The 12967-nt window shown below is 55.6% G+C and carries 12 protein-coding genes; 6 read left to right on the forward strand and 6 right to left on the reverse strand.

What is annotated here, in order from left to right; translation table 11 throughout:
• Nucleotides 1-86 precede the first annotated feature (86 nt).
• From gshA to JQC75_RS05150, 3 genes are all read left to right on the forward strand, one after another.
• Complete coding sequence (gene gshA / locus JQC75_RS05140; RefSeq protein ID WP_203326385.1) at nt 87-1667, forward strand: glutamate--cysteine ligase; 1581 nt, start codon at nt 87-89, stop codon at nt 1665-1667.
• Nucleotides 1652-2068, forward strand: a complete 417-nt coding sequence (locus JQC75_RS05145) for a hypothetical protein (RefSeq protein ID WP_203326386.1) — start codon at nt 1652-1654, stop codon at nt 2066-2068. The genes gshA and JQC75_RS05145 overlap by 16 nt, the downstream gene beginning before the upstream one ends.
• Nucleotides 2069-2174: 106 nt before the next feature.
• Nucleotides 2175-2786, forward strand: coding sequence for a transglycosylase SLT domain-containing protein (locus JQC75_RS05150; protein ID WP_203326387.1), 612 nt, complete (start codon nt 2175-2177; stop codon nt 2784-2786).
• Between the two features lie 169 nt (nt 2787-2955).
• Here the strand turns inward: JQC75_RS05150 and JQC75_RS05155 are convergent, their stop codons facing one another.
• From JQC75_RS05155 to dauA, 6 genes are all read right to left on the reverse strand, one after another.
• Nucleotides 2956-4170, reverse strand: coding sequence for a sensor domain-containing diguanylate cyclase (locus JQC75_RS05155; protein ID WP_203326388.1), 1215 nt, complete (start codon nt 4168-4170; stop codon nt 2956-2958).
• A gap of 141 nt (nt 4171-4311) precedes the next feature.
• Nucleotides 4312-5397: a 5-(carboxyamino)imidazole ribonucleotide synthase gene (gene purK, locus JQC75_RS05160; RefSeq protein ID WP_203326389.1), complete on the reverse strand. Its 1086-nt coding sequence runs from the start codon at nt 5395-5397 to the stop codon at nt 4312-4314.
• Between the two features lie 2 nt (nt 5398-5399).
• Entirely contained in the window at nt 5400-5891 is a 492-nt protein-coding gene (purE, locus tag JQC75_RS05165) for a 5-(carboxyamino)imidazole ribonucleotide mutase (protein WP_011759180.1), read from the reverse strand.
• A gap of 151 nt (nt 5892-6042) precedes the next feature.
• A complete protein-coding gene (locus tag JQC75_RS05170) occupies nt 6043-7218 on the reverse strand; it encodes a PQQ-dependent sugar dehydrogenase (RefSeq protein WP_239002083.1) in 1176 nt (391 codons plus the stop codon).
• A 128-nt stretch (nt 7219-7346) separates the two neighbouring features.
• Complete coding sequence (locus JQC75_RS05175; RefSeq protein ID WP_203326390.1) at nt 7347-8729, reverse strand: SPFH domain-containing protein; 1383 nt, start codon at nt 8727-8729, stop codon at nt 7347-7349.
• 123 nt (nt 8730-8852) lie between these two features.
• Nucleotides 8853-10571: a C4-dicarboxylic acid transporter DauA gene (gene dauA, locus JQC75_RS05180; protein WP_203326391.1), complete on the reverse strand. Its 1719-nt coding sequence runs from the start codon at nt 10569-10571 to the stop codon at nt 8853-8855.
• Between the two features lie 252 nt (nt 10572-10823).
• On the opposite strand from dauA, the gene JQC75_RS05185 reads away from it, so the two are divergent.
• From JQC75_RS05185 to JQC75_RS05195, 3 genes are read left to right on the forward strand one after another with little or no spacing between them, the layout of a single operon-like run.
• Nucleotides 10824-11420: a sigma-70 family RNA polymerase sigma factor gene (locus JQC75_RS05185; protein WP_203326392.1), complete on the forward strand. Its 597-nt coding sequence runs from the start codon at nt 10824-10826 to the stop codon at nt 11418-11420.
• Nucleotides 11410-12078, forward strand: coding sequence for a hypothetical protein (locus JQC75_RS05190; protein WP_203326393.1), 669 nt, complete (start codon nt 11410-11412; stop codon nt 12076-12078). The genes JQC75_RS05185 and JQC75_RS05190 overlap by 11 nt, the downstream gene beginning before the upstream one ends.
• Before the next feature lie 38 nt (nt 12079-12116).
• The gene (locus JQC75_RS05195; RefSeq protein ID WP_203326394.1) at nt 12117-12959 is read left to right on the forward strand and encodes a substrate-binding periplasmic protein; all 843 of its coding nucleotides are present in this window, start codon (nt 12117-12119) and stop codon (nt 12957-12959) included.
• Nucleotides 12960-12967 lie beyond the last annotated feature (8 nt).

Below are 12967 nucleotides of genomic sequence, written 5' to 3' on the forward strand. Positions count from 1 at the left end.
GGACAAAAGCCGAAAGACCCAAGGGTCGCCACAGGTCTTGCTGTGTACGGCGGCGCAGCGCGCCATAGCAACCAGAGAAGAATCAATTGACAGCATTCAATGACAGACTCGGGGCTCTCTCCGATGCACAAGGACGCAAGGCGCTGGCCGGGCTGCGACGGGGTTTGGAGCGTGAGGCTTTACGTATCACCAGCTGTTGCCAGCTGGCAATGGATCCCCATCCCAAAGCGCTGGGTTCGGCGCTGACTCACTCAAGGATCACCACAGATTACAGTGAGGCCTTGCTGGAGTTTATTACGCCGGTCAGTGGCAACATTGAAGACTTGCTGGAAGGCCTGACCGAAACCCACGCTTATACCCTTAAGCATTTGGATGGTCAGAAGCTGTGGCCGGTGAGCATGCCCTGTTATGTGGGCGATGTGAAAGATATTCCCATTGCCCAATATGGCAGCTCAAATACCGGCAGAATGAAGACCCTTTACCGCAAGGGGCTGACCTACAGATACGGCGCCCTGATGCAGATTATTTCCGGGGTGCATTTTAACTTTTCACTCTCCAGTGAACTCTGGCCAAGACTGCATGCACTCTCGGGCAGCAGCCTGACGCTGGATGAGTTTATCTCCGAATCTTACTTTGGCCTTATTCGCAATTACCGCCGTCTGGTATGGGTACTGCCTTATCTCTTTGGTGCGTCGCCAGCCATTTGTGGCTCTTTCCTTAAAGGTCAGAAAACCAGCCTCGAATTTGAAAAAACATCGGGCGGTACCCTGTATCTGCCTTACGCCACCTCGTTGCGGATGAGCGACCTTGGCTACACCAACAAAGAGCAGGCCAGTCTCAATATCAGTTACGACTCCCTGAATGAATATTTGCAGGGGATCCGCGAGGCGATTTGCTTGCCATCGGCGAAGTTTGCCGAAATTGGCGTGAAAGTCGACGGCGAATATCGCCAGCTCAACGCCAATGTGCTGCAAATTGAAAACGAGTTTTATGCGCCCATCCGCGCCAAGCGCGTTACCCGTAAAGGCGAGAAGCCCTCAGAGGCGCTGGCAAGAGCAGGCGTTGAGTACATTGAAGTGCGCGCGCTGGATGTGAATCCCTTCAGCCCCGTTGGGGTTGAGGCCTCCCAGCTGCGCTTCCTCGACCTGTTCCTGCTTTATTGCCTGCTGTCCGATTCGCCCAAGAGCGATGAAAGCAGTGAAGCCGAAATCACCGCCAACCTCAGAGCGGTTATCCATGAAGGGCGTAAACCCGGACTGGAGCTTAGCCGCAAGGGCGAGCCTGTGGCATTGAAGATCTGGCTGCTGGAACTCTTCGATGAGCTTGATAAGCTCGCCAGCCTCCTGGACATAGACGACAGCAAATATGCACAGGCCCTGGCCCATTGGCGTCTTGCGGTTGAAGACCCCGCCCTGACACTTTCCGGCAGGGTACACGCCGCTGTGGTGGAGCAGGGCATCAACCATGGCGATTTTGTGATGGGGCTGGCTGCCAAATATCAGGACTTTTTCCTGTCTTACCCGCTGTCTCCCGGTGTGGAAGCCGGTTACCAGGCCGAGGCCGCGTCTTCCCTTGCCGCACAGGCCGAGATAGAAGCCAGTGATGAAGAAAGCTTTGATGAGTTTCTCAAAGGCTACTTCAAAGGTGTGCCATGCGCGCTCTCCTGACCCTGGCTATCAGCGCCGGACTGGCCGCTTGTGCCAGCAGCGTGGATGACGCCAATCAGTGTGGTTGGGTCTCTGGCTACCAGGACCCACCGGAGGCAGAGCGCCTCTACCGTGCCGTTGTCACCCATGTCGATGGCACGCCTGTGATTTCCCGCCCCAACTATCAGCTCGCGCCCGGGCGGTATGAGTTCTCGCTGGTGGAGCTGATTGACGCCCCGGATCTGAAAGTGTCGCCGGAGGCGCATCAGAAAAAAACGCTGACCATAGAGGTTGCCGCCGGGATGCGCTATCACTTTGCCGCCCGTTACAAAGATGACAGACGCTACTTCGGTAATAATCCCGACTTTTGGGAGCCTGTTATCTGGCAAAGCGAAGCGGCCGAATGCGCCATTGCCAACTAACGCCGTTACCCGACAAAGACGACAGTCATTACCCTTAGCCTTGTGCGAATTGCATCTTAATCAATGACATGGGAAACTCGGTTCACAGGTTGTTGTTGGAGTTGATATGTACAAGGCCCTGACGCCACTCCTTATACTGGCACTGCTTGGTGGCTGTGCCAGCGCCCCGCCCAAAGACCCAGATAATATCTGCGCCATTTTCAGGGAGCACCGCGACTGGTATGAGGCCGCGCTCGATACCCAGGAGAAATGGGGTGTCCCCGTGCATGTGCCCCTGGCGATGATGTACCAGGAAAGCTCATTCAAGCATGACGCGGCGCCGCCCATGGAATATTTTCTGGGCTTTATCCCCATAGGTCGTGCCAGCGATGCCTATGGTTATGCCCAGGCCAAAACCATGACCTGGGATGATTATGTCAGGGAAACCGGCAACAGCTGGTCCAGTCGCAGCGATTTTGATGATGCCATGGACTTTATGGGCTGGTTTATCACCAAGACCCACAAGATCAATGGGGTATCCAAGTGGGATGCCCGCGCCCAATACCTGAATTACCATGAAGGTTGGGGGGGCTATCGCCGCGGAACCCATAAATCCAAAAAATGGCTTATCAAGGTAGCAGCCAGGGTGGATGAGCGCTCCCGTCGCTATGCCGTACAGTACAAGGGCTGTAAAGAAGAGCTGGACTCTTCCTGGCTATACCGTCTCTTCTTTGGCTGACGTCTCTTTTGCGGGCACTGGAGAACGTTGGCGCAATTCCTGGGGCTTGAACTGGTGGTTAAACAGGCTCGTGATTGGCGGTTAAACAAAAAGGGCATTCAAGTGAATGCCCTTTTCAATTCAGCAGTGTATCAGGCTGGCTGTTAGCCCGTGCGATGTTCGTTTTTCATCAGCTTGCCTTTTGTCTGCTGCGCTTTTGCGCATACATACGTTCGTCGGCGAGCTTGAAGCTGGCGGCAAAATCGCCGCTGAATGGCGCCGCGCCGGCACTGAAGAGCACAGGCGCCTCAGCGCTCGCCATGGTGTGTTTCAGTTGCGTCAATCGCTCCAGCAACTGCTCTTCGCTGCCCTGGGCGAGGAGGACAAACTCATCGCCACCGAAGCGACTGATAAGGCTGTTTTGCGGCCAGATCATTTTAAGGGCGCCTGCCAGTGTCGCCAGTGCCTTGTCACCGGCCTGATGACCTTGGGTATCGTTGAGAACCTTGAGGTTGTCCAGATCCAGTACCACCAGGTAACTGCCAATACGGCTTTTAGGCCATTGGCTTATTTGTGATTCAAAATACTGCCGGTTATAGAGGCCTGTGAGGGTGTCAAAATTGGCCAGACGCTGAATTTCCCGTGACTTTTGATAAAGCGCAATGGCGCTGGCGGCTTCGTGGGTCAAAATCGCCACCAGATTACGGTCATAATCGCTGAAAGCACTCAAATGACTGCTGTCGAGGTTCAGCATGGCGTAGAGTTTGCCGTCGATATGAATAGGGCTCGACAGGGTAGAGCGTATGGGCTGTTTGGCGGCGGTCAGTAAAATGTGCTGCTCGGCCGGGGTGAGGGTGCTTTCGGCGTTGATATGCTGCATATCATCAATTACCACCACCTTGTCACAGCGTCCCTTGGTCATCCGATATTCAAATGATTGCTCCAGCGAAAAATCGATGGTTCTGAGCCGGGACAGGTCGAGCCCAACGGCAGATTCGAACCTCAGTTTGTGGGTATCGGGATCCACCCGGATAATGCTGCCCATTTCGGCGCCGTTGATGACCGAAACTGCCTTGTTAAGCAGGGCGTCCAAAAAGGCATGTTCGTTTTGATATTGGCTGGACAGATGAATGAGTTCCATACTGGCGTCGTTGATGGACACCACCTGCTCCAGGTGATCCCACAAGCGTTGCAGGCGGCCCTGGTGCAGGTAATAGCTGAGGCTGTATCCCATCAGATACACCAGACACACCAGCAATAAAATCATCCACGGCAGGGAGCCAGCGGGGGAGAAAAGGTAAAAAATCCCGACAAACACTGACAGGGGCGTCAGCAATAATATGAGGTGGTAACGCAGGCCGAGGGTATCAATTCGCTTGTGTTTGAGACTGTCCCGTTGCTTCACTGAAAATATCCATATCGAATCTCTGGCCCGACCATTATACGGGTGAAATCCGGTACTTGCACTGGCTAAAAGCGCGACAAATGCCATAAAAAAGCCCCGACATTTCGGGGCTTTGATTCTGATATCCCTTGGAACTATCCCTTAGAAGGCGGCGTTATCCAGGATCCACTGGAGTGGCGCCTGATACTGCGCCGGCATCCAGGCTTTAAGCTGGCTGATGCTGCCTTCGAGCATGGCCGGGCTGTGTACCGACAGGTTCAGGTGACCCACCTTGCGGCCCGGGCGCACCTCTTTGGCATACCAGAAAAGCTCGGCATTGGGCAGGCTCAGCCAGCGGTCGTCCTTATCGATGCCGATAAGGTTAACCATCACACAGGGGAAGTTCACCTGGGGCTGCTGGATAGGCAGGTTGCACAGGGCTCGCAGGTGCAACTGGAACTGATCCATGTGGGTGCCTGCCTGGGTCCAGTGACCCGAGTTATGTACCCGCGGTGCCAGCTCGTTCACCAGCAGGTGGTCACCCACCCGGAAACACTCCATCGCCATCACGCCCACATATTCGAGGCCTTTCATGATGGTGCCCAGCATGGCTTCGGCTTCGGCCTGCAGCGGCGCCAGGCGTGGCAGTGGCGAAATAGACGCCATCAGGATGCCATCCTGATGCAGGTTCAAGGTCAGCGGATAGAAGAAGCATTCACCGCTGTGGGTGCGTACGCCAACCACAGACACTTCTTCATCAAAATTAATGGCTTGCTCGGCAATGGCTTCACCGCGCCAGTCGGCTGGGATCTGGCCATTCTCGGCCTGCTTGAGCCAATGCTGACCCTTGCCATCGTAACCACCGGTACGGCGCTTCATCAGCACCCGCTCGCCGTAACTGGCATAGAGGGCATTGACGTCGGTACTTTCATCCACCAGCTCCCAGGGAGCGGTGGCAACATTCAGCTCATCCAGAAGGGATTTCTGGGTGTAGCGGTCGGCCAGGCGGCCAAACACAGGACCGTTGATAAAATTCTTGTGGGTGGAGAGTTGCAGGCTCAGGCTCGACTCAGGCCACTGCTCCCGCTCGGCGGTGATGATGTCATCGTCCGCCAGTGGCAGCTTTTCATCGCTGGGGGCCATGATATCCACCGGCAGCACTTCAATGGCCAATGGCTGACCGGCGTGGGACAGCATGGCACCGAGCTGACCATTGCCCAGTACCCAAACGCGTTGTTGATTCGCCATGATTACGCGTCCCTCGGGTCCGGATTTTCCAGTACGCTCTGGGTTTGCTCGGCGCGGAAGGCTTCAAGGCGCTCGGCGAGGGCAGCGTCGTTGTTGGCGAGGATTTGGCAAGCCAGCAGACCTGCGTTAAAGGCACCGGCAGTACCTATGGCGAGGGTGCCCACGGCAATGCCCTTTGGCATTTGCACGATAGAGAGCAAGGAGTCCATGCCGTTCAGGGCCTTACTCTGCACGGGTACGCCGAGTACCGGCAGACGGGTCTTGGAAGCCAGCATGCCCGGCAGGTGGGCGGCACCACCGGCACCGCCGATGATCACCTGAAAGCCTTTGTCAGCTGCTGTGGCGGCGAAGTCCATTAACTTGTCCGGGGTTCTGTGGGCGGAAACCACCTCAACATGGTAAGGCACCTGCAGTTTATCCATGATCTCTGCGGCGGCTTCCATGGTGGGCCAATCACTCTTGGAACCCATTACGACAGCAACGAGGGCGTGCATGATAACTCCTTAACGACTGATTTTAATTATATTTGCCTGTTTTCAGGCGAGGGTACTTTGCGCCCTGGCGGCGGGGGAGTCCCCTCGGTAGTCGTTGCCAGGGCGAGATGGGGCGCAATGATAGCATGATGGACGTGGTTTCGCTGCCTTTTCAGTTGCCTTTATCAGCGCCCGCCCGGCCTGTGTAACGGATGCGATAAAGCCGGTCCCGGCCATCGTCGCTGACCAGCAAGCTGCCGTCCGGCAGCATCATCACATCGGCGGGGCGGCCATGGACCTCGTCGCCCTGCAACCAGCCTTCAGCAAAGGTTTCCAGGTACTCTACTTCCTTGCCGTTAAGCTTGGCAAAACGTACCCGGTAACCCACTTTTTCACTTCGGTTCCAGGAGCCATGCTCTGCGATAAAGATGCCGCCCTGATACTTTTGTGGAAACTGTTTTCCGGTATAGAAGGTCATGCCGAGACTGGCCACATGGGCACCCAGATTCGCCTTGGGAGGCTCATAGTCTTCGACACGTTTGCCTGCGCCAAACTCGGGATCCAGGGTGTCACCCTGATGCACATAGGGGTAACCGAAGTGCTGGCCCGGGCTTCTGAGCAGATTCAACTCATCGGAGGGCATATCATCCCCCATCATGTCGCGGCCATTGTCGGTAAACCACAGCTCGCCGGTGGTGGGGGCAAAGTCGAAGCCGACGCTGTTACGTACGCCGAGGGCTTCGTCCCTGGTGGTCAGGGTTTCCAGGTCCAGGCTAATGATTTTGCTGTACTCTTTGCCCGCATCGCAGATGTTGCAAGGGGCGCCGATGGGGATGTAGAGGCGGCCATTGGGGCCAAATTTAAGGTACTTCCAACCGTGGTGTAAATCCTTGGGCAGCTTGTCGTAAATAAGGGTCGGCGCGGCCTTGCCGGGGCTTTGGGCCTCATCCACACGGTAGAGGTTACCCACATCGGCGATATAGAGTTTGCCGTCCCGGTAAGCAATGCCCGATGGCATGGTGAATTTCATCGCAAGCTGCCCGGCGCGCACTCCGGCCTTTTCAGCGTCAGAGCCCGGCAGCGGCAGATAATGCACCTTGCCTTCTTTACGTGAGCCCACATACAAAAGACCCGACTCAGTCACGGCCATCTGTCGATAGTTTTTAAAGCCATGGTGCAGCACCTCAATCTCAAAACCTGTGGGCAGCTTGATAAGGTCGAGCACCGCCTGATTTTCGGCGCCGCTGTAGGCGGCTGCCTGCCAGGGCATGAAGAGTGCGGCGGCTAAGGCGGTCGTCAGTGCTGGCGAGAGGTATGGGGTGGCATGTCCTTTTTTGGCCAATGTCATGGCATTCTCCTGTGGCGCGCTTTCGTAGGGGGTCCCAAGCATGCCAAAGAGAAATGAAAAAAAACAGCGCCTGACGGCGCTGCTTTCTGTTTGGCTCTGGGCGGATGGCCCGGTATAGGAGTCTTGGGTTATTGCTTGGCGTTATTGCCAGGGGCCTGACTTTTTTCCATCAGCCCCAATGCGGAGAAACCCGTTATCACATCCAGATTCGAGGTCATGCCCCCATTGCCACCGATGTAGTTTTGCGGCATTTCCACCTTGAACTTGGGCAGATTCTGATACAGCACCTTGGCCACATCGCGATTCATCTCGGCGGTATAAATTTTCTCGTAGGTACCCAGGGCCTTGTATTTGGCCGCCAGAACTTCGGCTTCGGCGATACCCGTTTCCCGGATAGCCCTGGCTTCAAAGGAGGCTGCGGCCGCGTTGGCTTTTTGAATTTCCAGGTTGGCCTGCGCCATTTCCAGCTCTTTGGCCTTGGACAGTGCGGCAATTTCTTTCTTCTTGCGCTCTTCCACCAGCTCACGCTCGGCAATCTGGCGGGCAATTTCCACTTCCTTTTGCTCGGAGATTACCGCCAGCTCCTTGGCGCGCTGGGCATCCTGCACTTCGCGGGTACGCTGGATTTCTTTACGCAGCTGCTCTGTCTTGGCCTGGGCTTTGGAGGTTTCCTGCTCCTGAATGGTACGGATGCGCTCGGCCACCAGTTTCTTTTTGTCTGTCAGCAATTTATCCAGTTGATCTTCAGGTGATGGGTCGCCAATGGTCACCTGGGTAACGGTCACTCCATACTGGCTCAGTGGATTGTCCTGACGTATTGGCTGGCCGCTCTTATCGGTGACGGGAATGGTTTTCCACACCAGCTGCTTGGTGGACTGAAGCTTGTTCGAATCGTCCTGGTCGAAGCCGACGGGCACCAAATCGACCTGTTCCACTTCTACCTGACGGCGCTCTGTGGTGTAGATCCCGTTGCTGAGCTGATCCGCCAGCTGGGCCTTGAACTGGTTTAACCCACCCTGGAAAAACTCTTCACCCGTGTACTGGGTGGCGGTTATCACAGTCACGTTGCGGGCGTTTTTAATCAGCATGGTTTCAATCAGGTTGTCGTTGGAGCGAAACTCCCTGTGCATCTGGATAATTTGCTCGGGGGCGTGTGACAACTTAAAACGGAACGTGGCCGGTACCTGACCCGTGTAGGTGTCGGCAAAGCGCACCTGCAGCGACGGCAGGCGCTGATAAAAGGCCTCGCCCTGATTGTTGCCAAAAGAAACGGTAATCACCTGATCGTAACGGGTTATCTTGGACAAAAACGGCATACGCACATGGATACCCGGCTCGGTAAACACATCCAGTGCCCCGGTGATGTTGTTTTGATGCACATAGGTGTAACCGGCATCCGTCATCAATATCGAGCTTTTCAGTACGGCCAGGGCACCTATGGCACCGAGGGTGATTAAAATACCTTTGGGGGAGACGGCTTTGCGTGCGCGGGAAATTGTGGACTCTTCCATGGTGCTTCCTTGTCTTGTCCTTGTATTCGAAAGGAGATTTGGCGTAAGGCGGCACATATTACAGGGAAGTTCAGTTTGGGTCATGCATTTTGACAAGACCCAAACCTTAAAACTATCAAGGTGTTAAACCGTATTGCTGACAGTATCCTTCAAGGCGGTCGACATGTCCGGGTAGAAGGAGAGTACGCCGGGTTTCTCCTGGACTCCGGCCTTGACCAGGGTTCTCAGCGCCTGAAAAGGCACTGAGACGATGCGGATTTCATGCCCCTGCTTTTGCGCCCAGGCTACGGTTCGCTCGAGCGCACTGACGCCTCCCGCGTCCAAAAGCGACACATTCTGCCAGTCGAGCACCAGGATGGGCGCGCCATTCTGTCGGTGCATCAGTTCACTGAAGAGGTTATCGGCGGCGGCAAAAAACAGCGGGCCATCGATACGGAAGGCTTCAACACTGGGGCTATCAGTATTACCGCTGCTTTCCAGCGCGACCAGACGGGTAGACGCCGCAAGCTGTCCCATCAGCAGCAACGACGCCAACACTATGCCAACGCCGATGGCAATCACCATATCGAAGGCAACCGTGAGCATCAGGCAGGTCAGCAGCACAGCCACATCCGACACATGGGCTCTGCGGATAAGGTGAAGACTCTTTTTGGCCTCGCTCATGTGCCAGGCCACCACTAACAGCAAGGCGGCCATGGTTGCCATGGGGATGTATGCCAATATGGGGGCCAATAATACCAGCGCCAGCAGCACAGTGACTGCATGGAACACCGCAGCCAAGGGACTTTTGGCGCCGGCGCGCACGTTGGCGGCGCTGCGTGCAATGGCGGCGGTTGCCGGTATGGCACCGAAAAAGGGCGCAATAAGGTTGCCAAGCCCCTGGCCAAAGAGCTCGCTGTTGGCGCTGTGGCGATTACCTGTCATGCCATCCACCACCACGGCGCAGAGCAAGGATTCAATGGCGCCCAGCATGGCGATGGCCATGGCAGCAGGCAGCAGATTCTGGATGAGTTGCCAGTTGAGCGTCAGCGGCTCTCCCCCCATTCCCGGCATTTCCCATGGCAATAGAAAGGATGGCAGTACCGAAGGGAACCCCGCCACCAGGGTGCCATCATTCAGGGTAAAGGAGAAACGGGAGCCTATGGTCTCTACGTCGAATCCAAAGCCGGCAAGCGCCAGGGCGCAGAGTGTGCCCGCCAGTATGGCAGGCAGGTGTGGCGGCATTTTTTGGGTGAATCTGGGCCAGAACACCAATACCGACAGTGTGATAGCAGCGACCAGAATACTGGGCCACTGGGATTGGGGCATGGCTTGGGTCAGGGTGGTGAGCTTGTGCCAGAAATCCTCGGGAAGCGTCGCAATGGGCAGGGCAAAAATATCCTTTATCTGCAACATAGCGATGACAATGGCAATGCCGCCGGTAAAACCGAGTGTCACAGGCTCGGGGATGTATTGAATAAGCCTGCCAAGGCGCATCAGGGACATCAGCAATAAGATGACGCCGGACATCACGGTCGCCAGCAGTAAGCCACCGAGACCATACTGGGCAGAAATGGGGGCGAGCAGCACCACAAAGGCGGCGGTCGGCCCTGATACGGACAGCTTTGAGCCGCCACTGATGGCGATGATGATACCGGCGACAATGGCCGTGTAGAGACCATATTGGGGGGCGACACCACTGGCGATGGCGAGCGCCATGGCAAGAGGAATCGCAATAACACCCACTGTGATACCAGCGAGTAAATCAGCCAATAAATCGGCACGGGAATAGCGTTCTCCCAGCAGACTCTGGCGCAGGGCAAATGCCGGAATAAGCGAAGTCAGGTGATGGCGATGTGGCATGCTGGAGTCCTGCCGCATGGGCGGCCAAAGCTGGGTATTTTAGTGAGCGCTCAGACACCAATGTGTGAGCTTTGGCAAATTTTTGCAAGCCCTGACCCTTTTGGCTTTTTTCTCCGTTTATAGGGATATAGGGTCAGATGGGGACGGAATATGGACTTTGCAGCGGTGGCTGTGCACACTGAATACAGGTGCAATCAAGGTTGGGAAATACAGGGTGAGCACCGCTGGTTAATCTCAACCATCAGGGCAATCATGACAGCAACTCAATCCATTTCATTGGTGGGGTCAGAGGATGACGAACTGCTGATGCAGCGTTATGCCGCCGGGGACATTCAGGCCTTCGAGACCCTCTATCGTCGACACAAGGGCGGGTTGTACCGCTATTTTTTACGCCAGATTGGTGACAGCCAATTGGCCGAAGATCTCTATCAGGAAACCTGGGGAAGGGTGATTAAGGCTGCGCCCGCCTATGAAATCAGCGCCAAGTTTACCACCTGGTTATACCGTATCGCCCATAACCTGCTTATCGACCATGTGCGCGCCGTTAAACCTCTGAACGACGCTGATTCACTGGATGAAGACGGAATGGTGCTCGCAGACACCCAGACTCCAGTGCGAAACCATGAGCATGAACTCAGGGTACAGGCCCTGAAACACTGTGTAGGCCTCTTGCCACAGGTGCAAAAAGAAGCTTTTTTGCTCTCCAGTGAAATGGGGTTTACTGCGCTGATGATAAGTGAAATTGCCTCTGTGTCCTTGGAAGCGACCAAAAGCCGTATTCGTTACGCCTATCAGAGCCTCAAAACCTGCATTGCCAAGCGATTGGGGGAGGATAGCGATGAAAGATAGCCAACTGGTGGAAACGGAACTCAAGCAGACGCTGGATGTCCTTTATCGTGAGGGTGCCAATGAAGAGCCGCCCGAAGCCCTGGATGCGGAAATTCTGGCGCTGGCCAGCGCGCATCTTGCCAGCCCCAAACCTGAGATTGCAGTCCGTCGTGGGATTAGACGTTTCCCTTATGCCATCTCCAGTGCCGCTTCCCTGCTGCTGTTGGTGGGCCTGGTTCTGACGAATCCGCAGCAGGTATTTTTCAATACCGATACCGTGTTGCCTGAGGCGGATATGCTGATGGTGCCAGTGGCAGAAGAGGGTATGGTCAGAACTGAGATGAATGCCAACGCCCGCACTGGCGTGAGCTCAGCGCCTGAAGTGTTTTCTGCTTCGCCAACGACCACGGACGCAACCGCTGCGGCGCAAGCGGAAACAACTGCCATACTCAAATCATCGGCGATGAAATCAGTAATGGAGCCGCTGGCATTGAGACCGGACGGTCTGGCGGATACAGACGATATAGATCTGCTGCTTGCCTCTTTGGAGGACACGCTCGCCGGGGGAGGCAGGCAACAAACCCTGCAATTAATCGAGGCGTTTATTGCACGGGATTATGAGTTAACCGCGCAGCAGCAAGTAAGGTTTGAGCTGCTTCAATCCCAGTTGGCTGACTGAGCCGCAGTCATAGCCATGGTCACAGTGAGGGGGCAAGTATGCAGGCAGTGAGAGTCGGACTGTTGCTGTTGCTGTTTTCCTGGCCCCCGCTGTCGGCCCTGGCACAGACTTGCCAAACGCCACTGCACGTGGCCTATAACGATTGGCCTCCTTATTCCTGGTCCGATGAAGGCGGTGAGCCTCTGGGGCTGGATATTGATCTCTTGAAGGCCTTTGCCCGCCGCGCCGGTTGCATGCTGGAATTTGATAAAATGCCGGCCCGCCGCTCCCATCAACTGATGCACCTGGGGAAGGTGGATATTATGATGGGTGCCAGTAAGACGGTCGAGCGGGAGGAATATGCCCACTTTTCCGTGCCTTATCGATTGGAGCAAGTAGGGCTTTTCAGCATAGATAATGGCGCCGTTTCACCGCTTGTCAGCTGGCAGCAGGTGCTCGACAGTGACCTCAAGCTGCTGGTGCCCCAGGCGGGGTGGTACGGTGAAGCCTATGAGAGTTCAAAACGCAGTCTGGCGATGCGCAATCAGCTGGTTGAAAGCCCTGATCTGCTAAAGAGTGTTCAAATGCTGTCACGGGGCCGTGCTGAGCTTGCCATTGGTGATGCACTGGCGTTGCCCTTTATTGCCAGCCAGCAAGAGAAAGTCCATCTGTTTCGCCATCCCCTTAGGCTCACTGAAAGCGACATCCACTTGATGTTCAGCCGCTTCACCTTTGATGAAGCCAGGGTCAGGGCCTTCGATGATGCCATTCGCGGTGCGGCCCAGGATGGTGAGATCGCCGCCCTGCTCCTGAAATGGGAGCAAATTTCTTTAAGCCGTATCGAAGGCGTTTCACAACAGCTTAAAGGCTCGGATGACTCTATCTGGATCCTGGCTGACTGAGCCTTGGG

Origin of the sequence: Shewanella litorisediminis (assembly GCF_016834455.1) — a bacterium.
Taxonomy (GTDB): domain Bacteria; phylum Pseudomonadota; class Gammaproteobacteria; order Enterobacterales; family Shewanellaceae; genus Shewanella; species Shewanella litorisediminis.

What these genes read in the sequence shown, in the direction of transcription:
- dauA (WP_203326391.1), bottom strand. Translation starts at nt 10,571, where the DNA reads ATGCCACATCGCCATCACCTGACTTCGCTTATTCCGGCATTTGCCCTG.
- JQC75_RS05175 (WP_203326390.1), bottom strand. Translation starts at nt 8,729, where the DNA reads ATGGAAGAGTCCACAATTTCCCGCGCACGCAAAGCCGTCTCCCCCAAA.
- JQC75_RS05190 (WP_203326393.1), top strand. Translation starts at nt 11,410, where the DNA reads ATGAAAGATAGCCAACTGGTGGAAACGGAACTCAAGCAGACGCTGGAT.
- JQC75_RS05150 (WP_203326387.1), top strand. Translation starts at nt 2,175, where the DNA reads ATGTACAAGGCCCTGACGCCACTCCTTATACTGGCACTGCTTGGTGGC.
- purK (WP_203326389.1), bottom strand. Translation starts at nt 5,397, where the DNA reads ATGGCGAATCAACAACGCGTTTGGGTACTGGGCAATGGTCAGCTCGGT.
- JQC75_RS05185 (WP_203326392.1), top strand. Translation starts at nt 10,824, where the DNA reads ATGACAGCAACTCAATCCATTTCATTGGTGGGGTCAGAGGATGACGAA.
- JQC75_RS05145 (WP_203326386.1), top strand. Translation starts at nt 1,652, where the DNA reads ATGCGCGCTCTCCTGACCCTGGCTATCAGCGCCGGACTGGCCGCTTGT.
- JQC75_RS05170 (WP_239002083.1), bottom strand. Translation starts at nt 7,218, where the DNA reads ATGACATTGGCCAAAAAAGGACATGCCACCCCATACCTCTCGCCAGCA.
- JQC75_RS05195 (WP_203326394.1), top strand. Translation starts at nt 12,117, where the DNA reads ATGCAGGCAGTGAGAGTCGGACTGTTGCTGTTGCTGTTTTCCTGGCCC.
- purE (WP_011759180.1), bottom strand. Translation starts at nt 5,891, where the DNA reads ATGCACGCCCTCGTTGCTGTCGTAATGGGTTCCAAGAGTGATTGGCCC.